Source organism: Fervidobacterium pennivorans DSM 9078 (genome assembly GCF_000235405.2).
Taxonomy (GTDB): domain Bacteria; phylum Thermotogota; class Thermotogae; order Thermotogales; family Fervidobacteriaceae; genus Fervidobacterium; species Fervidobacterium pennivorans.
Map to the genome: position 1 here is coordinate 1,032,549 of NC_017095.1, position 20,609 is coordinate 1,053,157.

Consider the following 20,609-nt stretch of genomic DNA (forward strand, 5'->3'; position numbering starts at 1 on the left):
TCAACTCATTTTCGAATAGTGTTCCGTTAGTACCTCGTACGCCTTTGCCAGTTCTTCAAGCATTATTTGCCTATGTGCCTCGCTAATTTTCATGTTATTTACTTTCTTGACGAGCTCATAGTATCTCTCGCTCACTTTTGTATAAGACGCGCCGGGACGCAACCCAAGAATTCTAAATGCTTCTTGAATATCTAACTTATCCACTTTTGTGTTGATTTCAAACGAATGTGTTGAACTTTCTTGATATTCTCTACTATTCTCGTCTTCTGCTTGAATACAACTTTCATTTTGTTCAGCAGTCTTCTGCTGACGTTGTTGAGTTTTTACTTTTCCTTTGATAAGTGAAGATATTATGATAAACGTCACAAAGGCAAAAGCTATAAGTACAATAACTATGAAATCTCGTATTAATGTTGGGAAGAATCTAAAAATGCCGTAAGGTATCAACACCTCAAATATAGATGCTAGTACAGAGATAAAAAACAGAAAAACAACTATTGACATTACACAGCCTAAACAACCCTTACTTTCCTTTCTACCTCCGGCGTTTGTCATGCGATTCTCACCTCACGATTCCTTTTTGAATGATTGAATCACCTTCAATGTAGGATACGAATACGGCGGATGATTTAATTTTCTTACCCAACATGGTGTTGATAAGTGGTTCAAAATTAAGGAATATTCCCATGAAATATTTTGTATCATAAATCGACGTGAAAAATGTCCTGTCGCCCGGTTTGTATTTGCTTGGATTTACCGTGTAGGTTATCATTCTGTCATTCTTTATAAGTATGTAGCTTTCCATACCGTTTTCAGTAGTCAACACTCCATACTTCTCAGAACCTATCGTTACGTACTTTTTCACTTCAGCAGGCATTTTGAAACCTGTTCCGAAAACCACAGAGTATGCAGATATACTTACCTGAGGTGTTGTTTGACTAGATTTGGAACTTTGTGTTTGCGAATCTGCGCTCAACAATGCACTAACTGCTGCACCAATATCTGCAGAAAGATACATCACTCCTGTTGCATTGACGCTGGTTATATTAAAGATGGATACCAAGGCATCTAAAAATGTTTTTCTCAACGCATCAGGAATAGGTCTGTTGACAAACACCAACAAATCTCCACCCACATTCCTGTCAGCAAAGATATCAATAGGTTTTGTATTTTGCAACGTTTTGAGCACATTCTTCGCATCTGCCGTTTTGGCATCCAACTTTTGGTAGAAAGTGAGCGCGTTATTTTCCGTCCTAATGTATCCGTAACCTTCGAATGTGATTTTACCCTCTGTCACATAGGAATATGTTACTCCAAGGTTCCCCTTGAGATTTGAAAGCAGATTTGCTGGAACTTTACCACCACCAACTTGTACATCCGAGTATATAAAGTAGTTCTCTGTAAATTTAACTTTTTTTAATGTCTCTGCCTCCAGAAAGCTTTCTAACACCTTCTTAACTTTCGTAGGACTCTTTACAGGTCCCAGCACAACAGTCGTATTTCCATCTTTATCAATTGCAATAAGCATTTCCTTGCTAAACAAGTCGAAATCGTCTAATGTGTACTTCATCGATAAAAGTTGCTGTTCTAACACGCCTCTCACAAGCGACTCCAAACCTATTCCTGTATCAGCTAATAAAGTTTGGCCTATGGGCAATGCTTTAAATGCATCGTAAGCCTTTGGGACATCGGGAACGTAAAGAATTGCTGAGTAATCTTTTGGTAAAAATTTCAAAGCGCTAGAAAATGCAAGGATGGAGACAAAAAATAACAGTCCGAATACAAATAACTTCTTTAACATACTAAACACCTCCAGTGAATAATTCTCGATAACTATTTGTTGTAGACTTCGGAAAAAACAGCCTCAAAATCTGTTGCTGACAACTTTCTGTTTGGTATGTAATTCGCGAACTCTTCTTTTCCTCCGCCCTTTCCTCCAAACTTTTCAATTAACGCTTTTACAAAGTTCCGGACGTCATACTTTTTTGAACCGATGATGTACTTGCTACCATCGTAGAAAACCAAGAACTGGTTGCCAACAATTTTCGACAAGAAGTTTCCGACTTCTGTGTAACCTTCCAGGTAGACAAAATCACTGTTTTCAATAGTTCGTTTTAATAATTCAGCATAGTCTTGTGAAACTTTTGAAAGCAACGAACTTTTTTCCCGAAGTTCATCGAGTATCTTTTCAACACGCTGGTTCAGTTCATCGATTGAAGAAGTTAATTGCCTTGAAAGGCTCTTCAGCACATTGTTGTACTTTCTGAAATATCTTATAGCCCTCTCCCCTGCGACAAAATACACCCTTGTGAGGTTACCTTTTACTTTTTCCAGATCTATAATCTTTACAACACCTATCTCACCGGTATTGTCAACATGAAACCCTCCGCACGCCGAGATATCTAAGTTCGCTATTTTTATCAACCTCACCTCACCTTTTATCTTGTCGCTCAAAGGTTTTCTCAATTCAAAAGCTTTAGCTCCTTCAACATCTGTTAATATTTCCTCTACCTGCGTGCACGATTGAACAATCCTGTTCGTCAAATCTTCCGTTTCCTCGATAACCTCTGGTTCCACATAAGGTATGTCCAAATCTATAGTTGAATACTCTTCGCCCATGTGAAAACTAACAGTCTCAATTTCAGCAACTTCTATGAAAGCTGCCGACAATATATGCTGCGCAGTATGTTGTTGTGCAATATCTTTCCTACGAAGTTGGTTGATTTGCACATTGTATATACCTGGTTCAATTATTCCGGAAAGTTCATGTACAACAAAACCATCTCTTTCACTTACTGCTAATACATCGACATTGCCGATTTTTCCCCTATCTCCAAGTTGTCCACCTTTTCCATCAGGATAAAATGGTGATGAAAGAGCGTACGCGTAGCATTTACCATTCTTTTCTTCGATTTTGACAATCTCTAATTTATCGTTTTTGTGCACGCTTTGAATCTTCAAGGCTTCCAACTCCTTATGTCTTCTTTATAACTCTTGCTGTTAATCAGATTAGCTTAGCTTTCTAATAAAATCAAGAGTTCTTTGCAACCTTCTAATTGTTTCTTCTTTTCCAAGTACAACTATACTTTCAAACAGCCCAGGAGTAACAAGCCTTCCAAGTAATGCTCCTCTAATTGTCTGAAAAACTTTATTAGTTCCGATATTGAGTGAGGCAGCAATTTCCCTCAACGTTGTTTCAACATTTTGAATATCGTAATTTTCCAAGCTTGAAAACCTTTCGAGCGCCAATTCGATGATGCTAACAGCTTCTGGTTTTTTTGCAAACTTTTCGATGTAATCTTGCGAATATTCGTATTCCTCATCAACAAATGGCAGAGCAAATTCGTAGAGCTGTTTTAGGGTATTAACCTTCTCTCTGCATATTTCTAAGACCTCTTTTGGAATCCGTTTTTCGGCTCCAACGAAATTTCTCCATTCCTCAAAATGGGTATAGAGTTCATCCACCGTAAGTAATCTCATATGCTTTCCATTGACCCACTCAAGTTTTTGATAATCAAATACAACATTTTTGTTGGAAATCCTATCTGGGGTGAACGAATCTATCTTTTGTGTATAATCGAATATCTCTTCATCTACACTCCATCCAAGGATTGCAAGATAGTTAACCAAAGCTTTAGAAAGGTATCCTTCCCTTCTGAAATGTTCAACCGCAGTTGCTCCATGTCTTTTACTCAAAGGTGTCTTGTCTGCCCCAAGTATCAAAGGGATATGCATAAATTTTGGGGGTTCCCACCCAAATGCTCTGTAGATGAGTATTTGTTTTGGTGTGTTTGATATATGGTCTTCTCCACGAAGGACATGTGTTATTCCCATCAGATGGTCATCTATAACAACGGCGAAGTTATAAACAGGATATCCGTTGGACTTCAATATTATAAAATCATCCATGTGTTCCGTTGAAAATTCAATCTCGCCTTTTAGCATATCATTGAATTTCACAATCTCATTTTCCGGCACTTTAAAAACAACGGTGTATGGGTTTCCATCCTTTGGTTCTTGAGTTGTTGTGTAAAGGACGTTTTTTGGGTCATCTTTATCGTAAACAGCAAAGTAAGCATGCCCATTTTTCACTAACTCGTATGCGTACTCTTTGTACAGTTTCAGTCTCTCACTTTGCCTGTAGGGACCAAACTCACCTCCAATATCTGGCCCTTCGTCCCAGAACAAACCAAGCCATTTTAAATCGTTCATTATCATCTGTTCTGACTCACGCGTTGACCTTTCCGTATCAGTATCTTCTATTCTTAGGATAAATTTACCCTTGTTTTTCCTTGCAAACAACCAATTAAATAGTGCAGTTCGAGCTCCACCTACATGTAGGTAACCAGTCGGGCTTGGCGCAAATCTTACTCTTACCATTTCCGTTTCCTCCTGTTTGGATAGTCTCCTTATTATCATGTTCTTATAAAAACTGCAGGAACAAAGACCTCATCTTCTGTCAAGCTACCGTGCATGCCTGAAAGTCTTTCTTCGCCACCACTGTACAAATATGTAAAGGCGTTATTCGCCTTCGTTATCATTATAGCATCACCTATTCTGTTATACAACTCTGGATGCATTCTCCCAGGTCCAAAAAGTCCCATATCCACAGCTTCTCTACTTGTTAGAAACACGCAACTCAAAGGGTAGTTTTCTTCAAAGTAGTTCTTTAAAAACTCGTAGTTGCTCTTTTTTACTAAATAGAAATACATCATTCTCATTTCTCCACCTGGAGGTGACACTAAGAGCCTGTTGAATACATCCGTCGGTTTCAAAAAATAGTTTGTCGAACTTGGTATCTGAACCATACCATGGTCAGATGTAATCACAAGAAGTGTATCACTCGGTAGATGTTCTTCGGCGAATTTCTTAATTTCTAAAAGCATCCTTGTCATTTCCATTTCGTAAGCTTCACTGTCCGGACCTTTTTTGTGTCCCAAACCATCCAGATGCCCCCAGTAGATGTAAAGAATCCCTTGCCAATCTTCAACAAGCTTCTTTTTTAATGTAGCTAACAAATCTCCCATATAGTAATACCCCATCACGTGTGCATTTTTATGTATCAGATAAGAAAGACCTGAGTTGGAGATATTAGCGTGTGTTAAAACTCCTCCGTAAAATCCCTTGTCTTTCAAAACGTCAAAGACATTATCTAATCTGTGCAACCGTTTCTTGATGAGACCAGAGAATATGCCTCCTTCTACCCCTGGATATGTGAATTCAATCATATTTGTAATTGAACCTATCTCTCGTAGATACAAAATGTAGCCAAGAAGACCGTGTTCTTTTGGTGTCTTTCCAGTAAACCAACTCGTTACAGCAGCAACAGTTGTCGTTGGGAAAACACTTGAAACCTTTATAATATCCCTGAATCCAATATTCGTATTGATCTTTAAGAATTTATTGTATCCCATTCCATCTATCAAGAATATCACTATTTTTTTCACATTGTGGAAAAACCCCTCGAAGTTGCCTTCGAGGGGGTATTCAGGATGGTTTGACTGAATTTTGAAATGTCTGAGAAATGTTGAAACAAGATTGACAATTGATTTGTCGTATTGTGGAGTAATTAAGCCGTCACCGATGTTCATTATCCTTTAACTGCTCCTTTCACAAGCCCACCGACAATATATTTTTGCATCAACAAGAAGAGAATCACCATTGGCACCATGCCTATCATTGCAGCTGCTGTAAACAATCCCCATTGTGTTTCAAACGGGCCTGTCGAGAACGTGTACAAACCTATAGCATATGTGTACTGTTTAACATCTTGTAATATGATCCTCGCAAGGACGAATTCGTTAAATGTGCCCATGAACGTAAGGATAACGATAACCGCAAGAATCGGAGAAGCTAAGGGGAGAACAATTTTTACAAACGTCTGCCATCTTGTTGCACCATCAATCAAAGCTGCTTCTTCTAACGAATCCGGAATAGTATCGTAGTAACCCTTTATAAGGTACATATTATATGCAATACCACCAAGATAAGCAAATATCAAACCAGATAGTTTGTTCAACCCAAACCCTGGAATATACTTTCCGGCAAACGATAAGAATGTGTAAATAGCAATCATGTACATAATTGCTGGGAACATTTGAATGAGCAACAATGCCATAATTCCATACTTTCGCCCTTTAAACCTCATTCTACTGAATGGGTACGCTGCCAGAGCAGTTACCGCAGTTATTATAATTGCAACACTGAGTGAGACAATGACACTGTTCATAATCCACCTCAACATGTAGTGGTCCGGTTTTCTTTGCCAAATTTGGTCAATCCTAAACGCTGCTCCATCGAGTTTTTTCAGGCTCGCTGAAAGTTCTTTAATATTCAACTTATCCGACAATTCTGATGATTTTCTCGACATAACATTCATATTAGGTACTACGTTGTTCCTATATACAGATAGTACAGTGTCAGTTAAACGTTCCATAGCAACAGGTCTGACCTTTACACCTGTCTTCGAAACAGGCATAAACTTGGGACCCTGAATTTCTATATCCGCGAGGTAAATCTTTAAGTCACTTATGAAAGGTTCGTAGTTTTGTAAGAAGATGTTGTAGTTCGTAAACATATCTTTTGCAGTACCTGGCCAATCGAGCTTAGAAGCTATTTTTCTAATCTTACTTTGTTTTTTTTGGTCAGTTATCATGCTTGCTACATCTGTCGTAATTCCAAATATCCTCTTGGATTGAATGTTAAGCATTTGCAGTTGAGCTGGGAGTTTCACGTTAGCGACTAAAGCTTTTATTCTTTCAAGCTGGGTAATTGCAAGTTTTGCTTTTAGATACAACAATGAATCATGTAAAAGCTCGTAAGCTTTTGTAAGCTCAGCACTGGTTTTGCTGATTTCTTCTTCTATCTTAGCGTAACTGTTTTTGTATTTCGTTATTTCCGTTTGTAGTTGTAGCATTTCTCCGGTTACATTATTTAATCTGTTCATTAAGCTTACAGTTTCATTTATCGTACTTGCTATTCTCGTTGTAAAAACATCTATTGTATTCAAGAAATCGGCAAATGGTGCCTTATCCTTATTTGTTGCCTGTGCCCATTTGTCCATGACCTGGTTGTATCCGTCTTGGAATTCCGATAACGCTTCATAGATATCTTTCAAATCATCAAATTTCTGAACACTTAACTGGACATCTTTTATCTGTTCAAGTGTTGTTTTGAAACGTTCTAGTATTATATCTTCTTCTGGTAATGATTCTGCCAAAACATTAGAAACCTTTGCTGCTTCGAGCAAATCAACAGCAGATTTGAGAACTAAGGAGTATTCCTTTAGTTGTGGGACTAAGAAAGAACGAATTGTTTTAGCAAGACTTAGATATTGACTTTGATATGTTTGATATGTTTTTTCCAGAGGTTCAATAGCATTCTTCAATGCCATCTTTTCGCTGCTTAATTCTTCTAGTCGCATTTTTCTTTTACCTATCATATCTTCCCAATCTCGTTGACCAGCGTATGGGTCAACTTCTGGTATTGTGCTTAAATCCTCGCCTTGTGAGTACAATTCATAAGCAGCGACTTCCAGGTATTTTTTTGGTTTTTCAAATTGAAGTTCTTTAATGATGTTGTCTATATCGGCTATATAAGATTTTATAATCGTTTGCGAATTCTTCTCAAAATAATCATTAAGATACGCAATTGCATTGTCTATTTCTTTCTTCAATTGTTCGGTTTCTTGGATATACCTCTTGAATCTCTCAACATCGCGTTGGAAAAGTTCTTTTGCTCTTTCGACCGTAATTTTATCATGAGGAGGTGCCATAAGAATAAGCGCGTCCATATCAGAAACCAATCTTGGTCCATTTTTCTCAGGTGCTATAAGATCTATGTAGTTTTGAAGAGTCATTCTACTACTAAACAATTTTGTTGAGAACGCAGCATTGTCACGTCTTAAGGACGTGGAAACAACCCAGACAATTGGGAATAAGACAACTATGGAGACTATTATGAGGATGATATGGGTGAGCCATTTTCTTTCTTTTCGAACCATTATCTATTCACCTCCTCAAAGGACCCAGACAGGCGGAAGTTGATAAAGCTCAGTGTTCCGACTATGAAGAATATGATAATAGATATCGCTGAAGCGAAACCGAAATCTTGACCACGTCCTCCTTCGAAAGCAAGTTTGTATGTGTAGGAAATCAAAATATCTGTGGAACCAGCAGGTGTTGTTGTATTTGGCATTGCAGGTCCACCACCGGTAAGGAGGTATATGTTGACAAAGTTGTTGAAATTGAACGCAAAACTACCAACCAGTAAAGGCGCAACAGTAGTCATAAGCAATGGGAATGTAATCTTCCAAAATCTTTGCCATTTGTTAGCGCCATCGATAGCAGCAGCTTCGTAGTAATCTTCAGGAATACTTTGCAAAGCCCCCAGTGAAACTACCATCATGTATGGGAAACCAAGCCATGTATTAACTGTCAATACAGCGACTTTAGCCCAGAATGGGTCATTGAACCACCTGATGGGTTCTTTACCAAAAAGTTGAGTGATTATAAACTTGTTTAAAATTCCATATGTTTCATTGAAGAACCCGTTCTTCCAAACGAGAACAGATATGAAAGCGGGTATTGCCCAAGGTATAATTAAGAGCGACCTGTAAATTGCGCGTCCTCTTAGGTTTGGATTATTAAGAACAAGGGCAAGTATCAAACCTATAACAAAAGTGAACAAGACACTCAAAGCTGCCCATGTAAAGTTCCAAACGAATATTTTCGCGAATGGACCAGAAACGGTTGGATCTGTGAATATTCTCGTAAAATTCTTCAAACCATAGTAAGAGATGTATCCAGCAACGACCACCTTTTCTCCCTTTTCATTTATATCGTAAAACGTACCATTCTCCTCGATTAGAGGCCTATTCGTGATGGTATTTATGAGAACAGTCTTTACTATACTTTTCCCCTTCTCTATCGTTTCAGCAAGGCCAAGTTTATACAAGTGCCTAATATTGTACATTAAAAACTTGCCTTCCTCATTTTGCCTAATTGCAAATCTACTGCTATTGCTGTCAACGAATTCTATTTTACTCATAATTGGGAACAGTATTGAATACTTGAAATAATCTTCATTTATGTATGTTTCACTATCTTCAGGGTTGTAAAAGTACCTGAAAATCTTTCCGTTATCTCTAATGAGCTCTATTTTTCCGTTTTGCCTTTCTAAACTTAATCCACTTTCGTTAAGCTTTATCAATTCGGCTTCACCTAATATCAATTGACCTGCTTCACTTTTCAGAACACGGTATTCGCGAGCAACATAGTAATCTGAACCAATAGATACAATAACCTTAAAATCATTCGTTGGCTGAGTCCCTTCGAACCTTACATAAACGCTGTAAGTTAGTGGCGAACTATCTGGAACAATGTAAGTATAAATCGGGTCAACCAGCAATCTCTCGACAACCTCTTGGCGTGTCATAATGTGACCAGTTCCATAATTTGTAAATGCAGTTCTAATTGTAAACGCAATTGGATAGAGAACAAGAATAAAAAGTAAAATCAAAGCCGGTATCATGTAGCGATATGGATAGGCGTTTCTATTAAGAATAAAAAAGTCTATTAGGAATATCAAAACAAAGAGTGTTACAGACAATTCGTAAAAACCTCTTCCAAAAAGGAAGATGGCCCCAAGTATGCTGAAAACAGTGAATGCTACGAGCATTATGTAACCAAGAACTTTCCAAAATTTCATCAGTTCATCCTCCTTGTGGTCATTTTAAGGAACTTCCTTTATTGGAATTAATTATGTGAGTTAATACTACAACTGTTTTCCCAATTCCTACATAATCAACTTAAGAAAAAGCACGGGGGCATTCCCCCGTGCCCCTTATTCCTTGGTATAATTATTTAATCTGTGCTTTTATCTGGGCAACTGCATCAGCAAGAGCCTTTTCTGCTGGAACACCCTGGTCAAGTGCTTTTGCGAGAGCATCACCCATGGCTCCCCAGACAGCAGCCATTTCTGGTACGTTTGGCATTGGAAGACCATATTTTCCAAGGAAGTCGGCAAACTTCTTTGTAAGTGGGTCTTTTGCCATAACGAGTTCGTTAACATCTGTTCTAGATGGACATCTTGGGTCTGCTTGCCAAATCTGGTACATGATATCTTTTGTTGCTATGAATTTTGTCAAGAAGTCAAGTGCGAAGAGTTTGTTTTTACTCTTTGCATTAACCATGAATCCTTGTGCACCAAAGAATGGCTTTGGTTTCTTTCCACCAGGAAGGTCTGGAATTGGAGCGACATCGAAATTGATACCAGCCTGTTTGTAACCAGGAACTGCCCATGGACCGTTGAGTATCATTGCTGCCAAACCGTCTTTGAACAGACCATCCATTGTGTTGTAGTTGTCGCCAGGTGTAAGTATCTTTTCGTCAACAAGTTTCTTAATAAGTTTAAGACCTTCAATCGCTCCAGCATTTGCAAGCCCAACATCTTTCACATTGATTTTTCCTGTCTTATCAGTTCCGAACACGTAACCACCCATACCAAAGAATGCAAATGAGCTGAAGTAGAAGTTTTTGTAGTCGTAAATAAATCCTCTAACTTCTCCACCATAGTCTTTTTCTATTTTCTTTGCAAGTGCGATGAGCTCATCAAATGTTTTTGGTGGGTTCTGGACGTAGTCTTTGTTGTACATTAGTGCTGGACCATCGAATGCATATGGAACACCGTAAAGCTTACCGTTGTAAGTAAATCCTTGAAGTGGAGCTGGGAAGTATTTTTCTTTTTCTGGGAGGTTAATTGGTTCAAGCAACCCGTTAACAACAAGTTCTCCGACCCAGTCGTGTGCTCCAACAATGATATCCGGACCTTCACCTGCAGGTGCTGCTGTCAAGAATTTTGATTTGATATCCCCAAAATTGACCTGAATAACATCAACCTGAACACCGTACTTCGCTTTGTACTGGTCTGCAAGCTTCTTAAGAATAGGAACCTGCGCTTCTGATGTCCAAATAGTGATTTTCTTGGCTTGAGCAAATGCCAAGAAAACAAAAAGAACTGCCAAAACAACTGTTAGCCACTTTCTCATACGCTCTACCTCCCCTTTCAGGATAATGTGGAAATCAATTGTATTATACCACACCCTGCCTTAAAGTGAACCTTGATTTGGAAAAGTTTCCAAAGACTCTGTAAAAATTCCAGGATATGTATTTTCAAGCCATGTTAATATCGTTGTACTCAGGAAAACATACTTTAGCATACTAAAGCATACCAAAGGATACAACAGTAACAAAGGAATTGTTACTAATAATTCGGTATACCTGGTATTGAAATGTAGAGCTACTACCTGTATAATTCTAAATGCTGTGAATCAGTACCAACTATCAACTAAACAAACGGAGGTGAACAACATGGAAAAAAGAAGGAGAAGAGTTATTATACTTGGCGCTGCCGGTAGGGACTTCCACAACTTTAACACGTTCTTTAGGAACAACCCTGATTATGAGGTTGTAGCTTTCACTGCTACACAGATTCCTGATATAGCTGGTAGAATTTATCCTCCTGAACTTGCTGGTCCACTCTATCCAAATGGAATCCCTATCGAAGATGAAGCACAGCTTCCAGAACTCATAAAAAAATACGATGTAGATGAAGTTATTCTTGCTTATAGCGATTTACCACATCAGTATGTGATGGAAAGAGCAGCAATTGCCCTTGCTGCTGGTGCTGACTTCAAACTCATGGGTCCAGATTCAACAATGATAGAATCAACTAAACCTGTTGTTTCTGTATGCGCTGTACGAACTGGTTGTGGAAAGAGTCAGACAACAAGAAGGGTGCTTGACATTTTAAGAAGCAAAGGACTCAAGGTAATCTCTATAAGACACCCAATGCCTTACGGTGACTTGGTTGCACAAAAGGTTCAAAGATTCGCGGATTATTCAGATTTAGACAAACACAATTGTACAATTGAAGAAAGAGAAGAGTACGAACCACACATCGACAGAAAGAGCGTAATTTACGCTGGAGTTGATTACGAAGCTATTCTCAGAGCAGCAGAGGCGGAAAATCCAGATATTATCCTCTGGGATGGTGGTAACAACGACTTCCCATTCTACAAAACGGACTTACACATCGTTGTAGTTGACCCACACAGACCAGGTCATGAAGTCACCTACTACCCCGGAATGACAAATCTACTTATGGCAGACGTAATAGTTATTAACAAAGAGGAAACAGCAAATAGAGATGACATTGAAACAGTTAGAAAGAACATTGCTAAATGGAATCCTAATGCAATAGTAGTTGATGCCGCTTCCCCAATTTTCGTTGATGATCCATCACTGATAAGAGGGAAAAAGGTCTTAGTTGTCGAAGATGGCCCAACCCTAACACACGGCGATATGAGATACGGTGCCGGATACGTTGCAGCAAAGAGGTTTGGAGCAAAAGAAATAATTGACCCAAGACCATTCGCAGTTGGTTCAATTGTTGACACATACAAGAAATACAGCCACTTAGATGTTATACTTCCAGCAATGGGTTACGGTGAAAAGCAAATGAAAGAATTAGAGGAAACAATCAACAAGTCTGATGCAGAAGTCGTTATAATAGGCACACCTATCGATTTGAGAAGGGTTTTGAAACTCAACAAGCCTGCAGTCAGAGTTAGATACGAACTCCAAGAGATAGGCGAACCAACACTTGACCAAATTCTTACAGACTTCCTCAAGAAAAAAGGACTTTTGAAGTAATCACTAAATAACAAAAAATGGAGCGGGTGTGTTGAAAACACACCCGCTTTTTTCAAGTATAAAAAACGTTATTGGATAGCCTACTCTATGGTACAATTCCAGATTATGCAGTTACATCAAGACTCTTACCTTGAAAAAGTTCGCCAGCAATCCTTACAAGCTTGAGATTCATGTCTTGTTGTTTGTAAAACGCGAATTCCAGAGTTCTAAGCATAAGCTCTTTCGCTTGCTCAACTTGCTGATTCACGTCAGAAACAGATGTTCCAGAAGTTGATACACCCTTTACTCCAACAGGCATTTGATGATACACAGATGTTAAAATACTATTTACGCCAGAAATAGTCATAAATATCACCTCTGCTAACGTTATCGACAAAAAGTTAACTTATTTTAGAGTTACCTTTTCAATCTTTCACTATCTTAAAAATAGTTCTTTCTTCGTTACTATCAACTTGTATCTTCAAACCCAACTTTTTAGCAATTTCGTTTGCAATATAAAGCCCCAAACCTGTGCCTGTTGATTTCTCACCTTTGAAAAAGCGTTCAAAGATTTTTGGAATAACCTCTTCTGGTATCTTTTCACCATGGTTAACAACTGCGATTTCGTTGTTTTTTATTTCAATTAAGTAGGGAGGTGCCCCATGGTTGAAAGCGTTGTCAAGCAATATCGTCAAAATTATACCCAGTCCTTCCCTATTTGTTTTCATTGTTCCTTTCCCACGAATTTCCACATCGATAGATTCATGATTTCTGTTTCTAAATTTCTGGTGAAGTAACTCTTCGCAAAAGCTCTCTAGTTCTATATTCTCCTCTGTAAGAGTTTCCACCCTCGCAATCAAGAGCATGTTTTCAATTATTTGTTTTATCTCTTTACTACTTTCCTCTATTGCCTGAACTGACTCCCTCAAAACATTCTCGTTGTTCATACCCCAACGTTTAAGCATATTAACATAACCTACCAACGTTGCAACAGGTGTTCTTAATTCGTGCGATACGGCCGAAACAAAAGCTTCTTGAGCTTTATAGGACCTCTCTATTCTTTCCATCAATTCGTTGAACTTTTGAACCAGCTCTTTCAATTCATACGTGGTAGTCGCCATCTCAACTCTTTTTGTAACATCCGTGCCACCAAGCAATTCAATTTGTGCTATGAACTCCTTCAATTCTTTAACGTTCTTCCTTGTCAGAAAGTAAGTAAACACTGCTACACCTATTGCAAGAAGCAAAATAGCGAGGATAAAAAGCTTCCGAATGTTTTCGAGAAATCTGATTACTGCAGTTATTTCCTTTCCTACTATCACATTTTGAACGGACATCATGTAAAAATAGCGATTTCCTATTTTCTTTAACCCCGTTTCTTCAACTAGACCTATTCCATATGGGTCATTAACTACTACCCGTTCTTCCAAATCTGCAACATATACATCCCATCTTAACACAATGTATTGCTTACCAAAAGGTGTAGAAACAACGGTTACAAACCTTCCGGGGTTGGAAAAATCTTCAAGGACAGGTCTCATGGCGAGCTTGTAGAAGTATAGATAAGTAAGTCCTAAAACGAACGAAACCAGAATGACCGTTGCAAAAGTATTTACAAGCGCAAGCTTAGTGGTTAGTTTCAAGTTCTTCACCAACCAGTCTGTAACCTATTCCCCTCACTGTTTTTATCAAATCAGGTGAGAGCTTTTTTCTGAGGTAATTTATGTAAACCTCCACAGTGTTGTCTGAACCATAATAATCTATGCCCCAAACAGCATTTAGTATTTCTTCTTTGCTAACAGCTCGATTTCTGTTTTTAACTAAATACATCAACAACTCAAACTCAGTTTTTGTTAGGTCAATTTCTTTACCATCATAGTACACAGTTCTTCTATCTTCGTAGATTTCTAAACGACCTATCCTGTATGGTCTTGAGACATCGATATGCTTTCTTCTTAAAAGTGCTTTAATACGAGCTAAGAGTTCTTCATTATCAAAAGGCTTTGTAAGGTAATCATCTGCTCCTGACTCAAATCCTGTAAGTTTATCTTTTTTCATCCCAAGAGCTGTGAGCATCAAGATTAGCACATCTGGACTAAGTTTTCTTAGATTTTGCGCTATTTCATAACCGTCCATATCTGGAAGCATTATATCGAGTATCACTAAATCTGGTGCTAATTGCTTGAAATTCTCAAGAGCATCTATACCATTATCAAATGAAGCTACTTTGTAACCTGCATGTTCAAGTTCCATCTCTAGAAGTCGGCGAAGTTTTCTGTCATCTTCAACAATCAGAATTTTTGGAGCGTTTTCCATGGACTCCACCCCTAGCTCAAAAAGTAATTAAGGTTCAGCCTATTGCAAAACTTTAAAATATTGAAAATTACAAAAGCTATGGTATACTATCTACTGCTGGACGGAGGCGTGTCCGAACTGGCTAAGGAGCCGGTCTCGAAAATCGGTGGACCTTACGGTCCTTGTGGGTTCGAGTCCCACCGCCTCCGCCATTTTTTTTTTTTTTTTTTTTTAATATCTTTTTGTCCTGTACAAGTCATTGGTTGTGTGATGTTCCTCTCTGTGCTGTATATTCATCCAACGCCTTTTGCCACAAATCTTTAAAAGGAACACCGTAAGTTTGAAGCTCTTGAATAAGATCGGTTGCTAGAGATTCTATTAGTATCCTTGCGTATTCGTCATCAAAAATAACAAGATAATAATACGTTGTCACTTCACCTTTGCTCTTTTTCCAAATTTTGTAGGTAACAGCCAGTACGTCGTCAAATGTGATTCTTAGGTAAAGCTGGTCAAATAATTCGGCTATTCTTGTACTCATTGTTTTCGCTCTTTCCTCGTTGAAAAGTGAAATAACCTGTGCTGTAAGGCTGTTTTTCACCGTTTCTAGTTCTGCAATCAAACCCTGATAAGCTATTTGTTGAGCTCCCTCTCTGATGCTTTTTTCGTTAAAAGTAGGACCTGAGGATTCTCCCAATGAATAAATAACAACTTTCCCTTCGAGAAACTTACTCAGTTTTTCGCTGAGAATTTCATTTTCATATATTAATTGCGCATCAGGATCCTTTTTGCTTAAGTCTGGTAGCTCAATACTCGTGAGTTGAGGAACTGTCGGTTTCGATGTAACCGCAACTGTTTGGGTAATTATCAATGTTGCTGCTACAATAGAAAAAATCAACCAGAAGATAAGTTCTTGCATTTAACCACCTCAATTTGAACTGAGAAAATCTTTTTTCAAATTACTGCTGAATACTTCTTTAACATCTCTGAAAGTGGTATCCCATCGAAAAATATATTCTCTTCTTCAGCAAGTTCAAGAAATTTTACTTGGAGATTTTCGTTTCCATAAGCTTTAATCCAAGACGTAAATCTTCGACTATAAGCAATATGTTTCACTTCAAACCTCTCAACTATCATTCTTATGATTCTGCTTCGCACCAAGTCACCAAATGAAGGATGGTATGGACCGGCAACAACAAATTTTAATTGAGATTGTGGAATATGATAGCCAATTCTGATAACTTTTCCATCCTTACCTTCAGCAATTATAACCATTTCAGCCACAACAGACGTGGCTTCTTCGAGTGTCTGAGGCTTGTATAAACCTTTTTCAAAAAGACCTTCTAGCTCCGTGTTTCTAAAAACAATTGTAGGATGTATTCTAAAAGTTCTAATACCTTCATTGATAAGAAGTCTAACACTTTCCAAATCTTTCTCTCTGCTATCTTTAGGAAGTCCGGTCATCAAATGTGCAACAATTTCAAAATTGCCTTTTAATAGTGATATCGCTTTAAAAATATCGCGGCTCGAATAATTTCGTTTGGAGTGGAAAAGTACTTCATCATCGATACTTTCAATGCCTAATTCTATCGTTTTTACGTTCCCTCTTTTTAAAATTTCAACAATATTTTCATCTATAACATCGGGCCTAGTGGAGACTCTTTTTGGTATGTCCGGTCTTATCGAAAGTAACTTTTCCATTAGCTCCAACTTCAAGCCTGTAAACGTGCCACCGTAGTATGCTATCTCATCTATCTGGGTTACAGATGCTACTTCTTCAGCAATCTTGTCAATATTTGGGATCGTTTCTCCCGTCATAATTACCTGGTTACAATAAACACAACGTGTCTTACAACCAAGGTTCGGTAGAAAGACTGGAAATATCTTAGGTTTTCTTTCACCTGCTTTTTCTTTTAATTCCACCTGATTCACTTGAGGAGCTCCTTTACAACTTCGTTCACTAATTTTCCATCGGCAGAGCCTTTGACCCTTGCCATTACTTCTTTCATAACCTTTCCAAAGTCTTTAGGTGTAGCATTCAGTTCTGATATTACAGCTGAAACGATCTGTTCTATCTCCTCTTTGGAAAGCATCTTAGGCGCGTATTCCTCTAGTATTTTGAGCTCTTCTTCTTCAGCTTTTGCTAAGTCTTCCCTACCTGCAGTCCTGTATGCCTCTATTGATTCTTGACGCTTTTTAATTTCTTTAAGGATAATCTTTTGCACGTCTTCGTCGGACGCCTCTTTTTTCTCTCCTTCAACTTCGAAATAACCTATAGCCGTTTTTATCGACCTTAAAACTCGTAATCTTATTTCATCTTTATTTTTCATAGCCTCTTTCATGTCATTGAGTATTTTTTCCTTAAGTCCCATACGAATCCTCCTTCTGTTGTTAAACAGTTTTAATTCTAGCTATTCTCCAAGAAGACCTGCAAGGAAATTTTTGACTGCTACAAGGTTAGACCTTGAGTTGTAACCACCTTCATGCACAATAACGAGATAGTCACTCACTAAAGAATTAGCTATCAAAGAGCCAATAGTTTTGTAGTCTTTAGACAAGAGAGCGAATCTTCCAACAGGGTCTTTTATGTGCGTGTCTGTACCGAAAGAAATCATAAGCGCGTCTGGTTTAAAGTCCTTCAACTTTTGAATAGCCTTTTTTAAAGCCTCGCCATATGCATTTATATCTGAGTTCTCAGGCAAAGGAATATTTAAATTCGTTCCATACGCGTTCCCTTCTCCACATTCTGTCTCGTAACCGCTGAACCACGGGTAAAACTTTCTGGGGTCTCCATGTATAGAAACGTAAAGCACGTTTGGGTCTTTGTAAAATATATCCTGCGTCCCATTGCCGTGGTGGAAATCTAAGTCAAGAACAGCAACCCGCATACCTTTTTCTTCAAGGTACCTAGCTGCAACTGCAGCGTTGTTGAAATAACAATATCCACCACCATAATTGACCATCGCATGGTGTCCCGGTGGTCGTGTAAGCGCGTACGTTATAACTTTTTGCTCGAAAGCATATTTTGTTGCACTGAGAACTATATCCACAGCCCTTTTGGCTGCAAAGAAAATCTCTTTCTTGATAGGGGTTCCGGTATCAAATATTTGGTCAACAAAAAATACTTCTGGGAGGTATTCGTCCTCCACTTCCTGAGATTTCTTGACTAAGTAGTTAAAATACTTTTCGCTGTGTACTTTAAGAATATGTTCCTCGCTGAACTGCAATGGTTGAATTGCTGGGAATCTTTCTTGAAGATACTGCAAAACAAACCTTAACCTGTTTGGTTTCTCAGGATTTCTTATAAATTTTCCTTTATCTATTTCTTTTTTCGGGACAAAATACTCATTCAAGTCAGCGCAGAAAAACAAACAGCTTTTTTCACCATTTAACATTTATTTCTCGAGCTCCTCGATTTTCTTAACTCTTCTTTCATGTCTTCCACCCTCAAAAGAGGAATTCAAAAACGCGTCGACAGTCCACTTTGCCAACTCTATTCCCATCAATCGCCCAGGTAGAACCAGAATATTTGCGTCGTTATGCTTGCGTGCATACGCAGCCATCTCTGGGAACAAGCAAAGCGCAGCACGAACACCCTTTATCTTATTTGCTGCAATAGACATTCCTATCCCTGTTCCACACATAAGGATTCCAAAATCACATTCTTTGCTTGTAACTTTTTCTGCAACCTTTTTCGCGTAGTCAGGATAATCAACACTTTCAATCGAATAGGTGCCACAATCGATAACTTCTATACCTGCCTTCTGAAGATGTTCCTTTACTCTCTCCTTCAATTCAAAAGCAGCGTGGTCACTACCTATTGCTATTTTCATTTCCATGCACTCCTATTTAATAGAGTTAACAGCGTCCATAACTGATGGGAATACTTTAATAACCTTGTCCAAAGCCGTCATTGTAAGGAGCTTTTTAACGTTGTCGTTGACGTTGGCAAAAGCTATAGTTCCGTTCGCAGACAGGGCAGTTTTGTGCAAACTAACAAATGTGCCCAGTCCAAAACTGTCAACAGAATTAACTCTTGTGAAATCAAAAACGATTTTTGACTTGCCTTTCTTGATAAGGTTGTCGACCACCCAATTTCTTAAAGTCATCGCATTTTGCATAGTGATGTCGCCTTCAAGAGAAACAATAACTACGCCAAATTGTTCAGTGTGTGTGTACATAAATCTTATACCTCCTTTTGCAAGAATTGTTCAAAGTAGCTTACTTATTTAAAAATTCGACAGCTTCCTCTTCATTATCGTATATATTCAAAATCCTGTCGAGCGCTGTCATTTTGAGCAAATTTTTTATATTGCTATCAAGGTGTAAAAAGACAACAGCACCTGCGTTCATAAGCGCTTGCTTATGTATCGCAACCATCACTCCCAATCCTGTAGAATCGATATATTTCGTCTTTGAAAAGTCTAGAATTACCTTCTTGAACCCTTTTTCAAAAGCGTCTTCATAAATCATTTTCTTGATTTGTTGCGCATTGGTTAGTTCTAACTCCTCTGGTATAACAAATTTTACAACATCCCCCATTACACTTTTTTGCATACTCATCACCTCAAACGTACTGTTTAAAACTGCTTATCTTATAATCCTTATTAATCCCACCATTTTCCCAATGATTCTAACTTTTTTTGGTTCATATCGCATAATTGGATACGACTCATTTTCTGGAACAAGTTCCACTAAATTGTCTTTTAAAATGAATCTTTTCAAAGTTATTTTATCATCAATCACCGCAGCTACTATTGAGTTGTTTTCTGCTGTGTATTGTTTCTTAAGTATGACGTAGTCTCCGTCAATAATGTGTGCATTTGTCATGCTATCTCCTTGAACTTTGAGAGCAAAATATTCGCCGTAGCCTCGAAGCATTTCGATAGGAACTTCTATCTCTTCGTCAACTTCTTCAAACATTTCTATGGCTTGACCGGCAGCTATCTTTCCCTTAACGGGGACTACTATACTTTCCTTGCGATCAGCAAGCGTTATTGCCCTCGCACCTTTGGAACGTTTTATATATCCTTTCTTTTCAAGTGCGATAATATGTTGTTGAGCTCCTCTAGGCGTCATTTTAAAATGTCGAGCAACATCTCTAATCGAAGGCGCGTAACCCTTTATTGTTATGTACTCTTTTATAAATTCGTAGATTCGCCTTTGTCTTTCGGTTAATTCTCTCATATATCAAACACCACCTTCAGGCTTATTCTTTCACCGAGTTTTACTTCCAGCCCATGATACGTCAGCGCCTTGATACGTAGTATAACGCGTTTTCTTGTGAAATATACACATTGATTTTCAACTTTCACCGGGAAGTATCCTCTGTCAACCAAAGAGATTATATCGTTGACAGCGTCAAATAGGTTGTCTACAAATTCACTATCATTACTTTTGTTGATATTATAACATTTTTTCATAACGTTTTGCAAATCTGATGTGCCTTCGTTGTTACTTTTGTTAACAATATTGGACATTGATTCTGGAATGTCCGTGTCAGACTTCTCAAAAATTTCAGAATTTTGAATAATTATTGTTATAAAATCTTGCAACATCTCATTTACATTTGCAGCTTCTATTTCATAAGCGAGGTCTGCAGTATGAGAGATTTCTCTGAACAAA

21 protein-coding genes and 1 tRNA gene are annotated in these 20,609 nt (G+C 38.2%); 2 read left to right on the plus strand and 20 right to left on the minus strand.

Annotated elements, in window-relative coordinates:
- The 8 genes from FERPE_RS04805 to FERPE_RS04840 form a co-directional block, all read right to left on the minus strand.
- The gene (locus FERPE_RS04805; protein ID WP_014451528.1) at nucleotides 1-555 is read right to left on the minus strand and encodes a J domain-containing protein; all 555 of its coding nucleotides are present in this window, start codon (nucleotides 553-555) and stop codon (nucleotides 1-3) included.
- Between the two features lie 7 nt (nucleotides 556-562).
- Complete coding sequence (locus FERPE_RS04810; protein ID WP_014451529.1) at nucleotides 563-1,801, minus strand: hypothetical protein; 1,239 nt, start codon at nucleotides 1,799-1,801, stop codon at nucleotides 563-565.
- 32 nt (nucleotides 1,802-1,833) lie between these two features.
- Nucleotides 1,834-2,961 carry an alanyl-tRNA editing protein gene (locus FERPE_RS04815; RefSeq protein ID WP_014451530.1) on the minus strand — a complete coding sequence of 376 codons (1,128 nt, stop codon included), beginning with the start codon at nucleotides 2,959-2,961 and terminating at the stop codon, nucleotides 1,834-1,836.
- Nucleotides 2,962-3,009: 48 nt separating this feature from the next.
- Nucleotides 3,010-4,380, minus strand: coding sequence for a glutamate--tRNA ligase (gene gltX, locus FERPE_RS04820; protein WP_014451531.1), 1,371 nt, complete (start codon nucleotides 4,378-4,380; stop codon nucleotides 3,010-3,012).
- A gap of 35 nt (nucleotides 4,381-4,415) precedes the next feature.
- Nucleotides 4,416-5,591, minus strand: a complete 1,176-nt coding sequence (locus FERPE_RS04825; RefSeq protein WP_014451532.1) for an alkaline phosphatase family protein — start codon at nucleotides 5,589-5,591, stop codon at nucleotides 4,416-4,418.
- Nucleotides 5,591-8,002, minus strand: a complete 2,412-nt coding sequence (locus tag FERPE_RS04830) for an ABC transporter permease subunit (RefSeq protein WP_014451533.1) — start codon at nucleotides 8,000-8,002, stop codon at nucleotides 5,591-5,593. Before FERPE_RS04830 ends, FERPE_RS04825 begins: the two co-directional genes overlap by 1 nt.
- Nucleotides 8,002-9,711 carry an ABC transporter permease subunit gene (locus FERPE_RS04835; RefSeq protein ID WP_041262834.1) on the minus strand — a complete coding sequence of 570 codons (1,710 nt, stop codon included), beginning with the start codon at nucleotides 9,709-9,711 and terminating at the stop codon, nucleotides 8,002-8,004. Before FERPE_RS04835 ends, FERPE_RS04830 begins: the two co-directional genes overlap by 1 nt.
- Before the next feature lie 148 nt (nucleotides 9,712-9,859).
- A complete protein-coding gene (locus FERPE_RS04840; RefSeq protein ID WP_014451535.1) occupies nucleotides 9,860-11,047 on the minus strand; it encodes a sugar ABC transporter substrate-binding protein in 1,188 nt (395 codons plus the stop codon).
- A 322-nt stretch (nucleotides 11,048-11,369) separates the two neighbouring features.
- On the opposite strand from FERPE_RS04840, the gene FERPE_RS04845 reads away from it, so the two are divergent.
- A complete protein-coding gene (locus FERPE_RS04845) occupies nucleotides 11,370-12,713 on the plus strand; it encodes a cyclic 2,3-diphosphoglycerate synthase (protein ID WP_014451536.1) in 1,344 nt (447 codons plus the stop codon).
- A gap of 103 nt (nucleotides 12,714-12,816) precedes the next feature.
- Here the strand turns inward: FERPE_RS04845 and FERPE_RS04850 are convergent, their stop codons facing one another.
- Genes FERPE_RS04850 through FERPE_RS04860 form a run of 3 tightly spaced genes read right to left on the minus strand, consistent with a single transcriptional unit; the run spans nucleotide 12,817 to nucleotide 15,008 of the window.
- Nucleotides 12,817-13,059 (minus strand): hypothetical protein, encoded by a 243-nt coding sequence (locus FERPE_RS04850; protein ID WP_014451537.1) that lies wholly within the window; start codon nucleotides 13,057-13,059, stop codon nucleotides 12,817-12,819.
- 58 nt (nucleotides 13,060-13,117) lie between these two features.
- Nucleotides 13,118-14,344, minus strand: coding sequence for a sensor histidine kinase (locus FERPE_RS04855; RefSeq protein WP_155804107.1), 1,227 nt, complete (start codon nucleotides 14,342-14,344; stop codon nucleotides 13,118-13,120).
- Nucleotides 14,319-15,008, minus strand: a complete 690-nt coding sequence (locus FERPE_RS04860; RefSeq protein WP_014451539.1) for a response regulator transcription factor — start codon at nucleotides 15,006-15,008, stop codon at nucleotides 14,319-14,321. The genes FERPE_RS04855 and FERPE_RS04860 overlap by 26 nt, the downstream gene beginning before the upstream one ends.
- Before the next feature lie 102 nt (nucleotides 15,009-15,110).
- On the opposite strand from FERPE_RS04860, the gene FERPE_RS04865 reads away from it, so the two are divergent.
- Nucleotides 15,111-15,199 (plus strand) — tRNA-Ser (locus FERPE_RS04865).
- 44 nt (nucleotides 15,200-15,243) lie between these two features.
- Here the strand turns inward: FERPE_RS04865 and FERPE_RS04870 are convergent.
- Genes FERPE_RS04870 through FERPE_RS04910 form a run of 9 tightly spaced genes read right to left on the minus strand, consistent with a single transcriptional unit; the run spans nucleotide 15,244 to nucleotide 20,608 of the window.
- Entirely contained in the window at nucleotides 15,244-15,903 is a 660-nt protein-coding gene (locus tag FERPE_RS04870; RefSeq protein WP_014451540.1) for a hypothetical protein, read from the minus strand.
- 35 nt (nucleotides 15,904-15,938) lie between these two features.
- Nucleotides 15,939-16,916 carry a radical SAM protein gene (locus FERPE_RS04875; RefSeq protein WP_014451541.1) on the minus strand — a complete coding sequence of 326 codons (978 nt, stop codon included), beginning with the start codon at nucleotides 16,914-16,916 and terminating at the stop codon, nucleotides 15,939-15,941.
- The gene (locus FERPE_RS04880) at nucleotides 16,913-17,356 is read right to left on the minus strand and encodes a GatB/YqeY domain-containing protein (RefSeq protein WP_014451542.1); all 444 of its coding nucleotides are present in this window, start codon (nucleotides 17,354-17,356) and stop codon (nucleotides 16,913-16,915) included. Before FERPE_RS04880 ends, FERPE_RS04875 begins: the two co-directional genes overlap by 4 nt.
- Nucleotides 17,357-17,395: 39 nt before the next feature.
- Entirely contained in the window at nucleotides 17,396-18,379 is a 984-nt protein-coding gene (locus FERPE_RS04885; RefSeq protein WP_014451543.1) for a histone deacetylase family protein, read from the minus strand.
- Nucleotides 18,380-18,817: a ribose 5-phosphate isomerase B gene (rpiB, locus tag FERPE_RS04890; protein ID WP_014451544.1), complete on the minus strand. Its 438-nt coding sequence runs from the start codon at nucleotides 18,815-18,817 to the stop codon at nucleotides 18,380-18,382.
- Between the two features lie 12 nt (nucleotides 18,818-18,829).
- On the minus strand, nucleotides 18,830-19,165 hold the full coding sequence (locus FERPE_RS04895; protein WP_014451545.1) for an STAS domain-containing protein: 336 nt from the start codon (nucleotides 19,163-19,165) through the stop codon (nucleotides 18,830-18,832).
- Between the two features lie 40 nt (nucleotides 19,166-19,205).
- Nucleotides 19,206-19,541, minus strand: coding sequence for an STAS domain-containing protein (locus FERPE_RS04900; protein ID WP_014451546.1), 336 nt, complete (start codon nucleotides 19,539-19,541; stop codon nucleotides 19,206-19,208).
- A gap of 33 nt (nucleotides 19,542-19,574) precedes the next feature.
- Entirely contained in the window at nucleotides 19,575-20,171 is a 597-nt protein-coding gene (gene lexA, locus FERPE_RS04905; protein WP_014451547.1) for a transcriptional repressor LexA, read from the minus strand.
- Nucleotides 20,168-20,608: an archease gene (locus FERPE_RS04910; RefSeq protein WP_014451548.1), complete on the minus strand. Its 441-nt coding sequence runs from the start codon at nucleotides 20,606-20,608 to the stop codon at nucleotides 20,168-20,170. The genes lexA and FERPE_RS04910 overlap by 4 nt, the downstream gene beginning before the upstream one ends.
- Between the last annotated feature and the right edge of the window lies 1 nt (nucleotide 20,609).

Excerpts from the sequence above, each read along its gene's own strand:
- lexA (WP_014451547.1), bottom strand. The coding sequence starts at position 20,171 with ATGAGAGAATTAACCGAAAGACAAAGGCGAATCTACGAATTTATAAAA.
- FERPE_RS04870 (WP_014451540.1), bottom strand. The coding sequence starts at position 15,903 with ATGCAAGAACTTATCTTCTGGTTGATTTTTTCTATTGTAGCAGCAACA.
- FERPE_RS04895 (WP_014451545.1), bottom strand. The coding sequence starts at position 19,165 with ATGTACACACACACTGAACAATTTGGCGTAGTTATTGTTTCTCTTGAA.
- FERPE_RS04830 (WP_014451533.1), bottom strand. The coding sequence starts at position 8,002 with ATGGTTCGAAAAGAAAGAAAATGGCTCACCCATATCATCCTCATAATA.
- FERPE_RS04900 (WP_014451546.1), bottom strand. The coding sequence starts at position 19,541 with ATGCAAAAAAGTGTAATGGGGGATGTTGTAAAATTTGTTATACCAGAG.
- FERPE_RS04885 (WP_014451543.1), bottom strand. The coding sequence starts at position 18,379 with ATGTTAAATGGTGAAAAAAGCTGTTTGTTTTTCTGCGCTGACTTGAAT.
- FERPE_RS04880 (WP_014451542.1), bottom strand. The coding sequence starts at position 17,356 with ATGGGACTTAAGGAAAAAATACTCAATGACATGAAAGAGGCTATGAAA.
- FERPE_RS04825 (WP_014451532.1), bottom strand. The coding sequence starts at position 5,591 with ATGAACATCGGTGACGGCTTAATTACTCCACAATACGACAAATCAATT.
- FERPE_RS04810 (WP_014451529.1), bottom strand. The coding sequence starts at position 1,801 with ATGTTAAAGAAGTTATTTGTATTCGGACTGTTATTTTTTGTCTCCATC.
- FERPE_RS04840 (WP_014451535.1), bottom strand. The coding sequence starts at position 11,047 with ATGAGAAAGTGGCTAACAGTTGTTTTGGCAGTTCTTTTTGTTTTCTTG.
- FERPE_RS04860 (WP_014451539.1), bottom strand. The coding sequence starts at position 15,008 with ATGGAAAACGCTCCAAAAATTCTGATTGTTGAAGATGACAGAAAACTT.
- FERPE_RS04845 (WP_014451536.1), top strand. The coding sequence starts at position 11,370 with ATGGAAAAAAGAAGGAGAAGAGTTATTATACTTGGCGCTGCCGGTAGG.
- FERPE_RS04805 (WP_014451528.1), bottom strand. The coding sequence starts at position 555 with ATGACAAACGCCGGAGGTAGAAAGGAAAGTAAGGGTTGTTTAGGCTGT.
- FERPE_RS04850 (WP_014451537.1), bottom strand. The coding sequence starts at position 13,059 with ATGACTATTTCTGGCGTAAATAGTATTTTAACATCTGTGTATCATCAA.
- rpiB (WP_014451544.1), bottom strand. The coding sequence starts at position 18,817 with ATGAAAATAGCAATAGGTAGTGACCACGCTGCTTTTGAATTGAAGGAG.
- gltX (WP_014451531.1), bottom strand. The coding sequence starts at position 4,380 with ATGGTAAGAGTAAGATTTGCGCCAAGCCCGACTGGTTACCTACATGTA.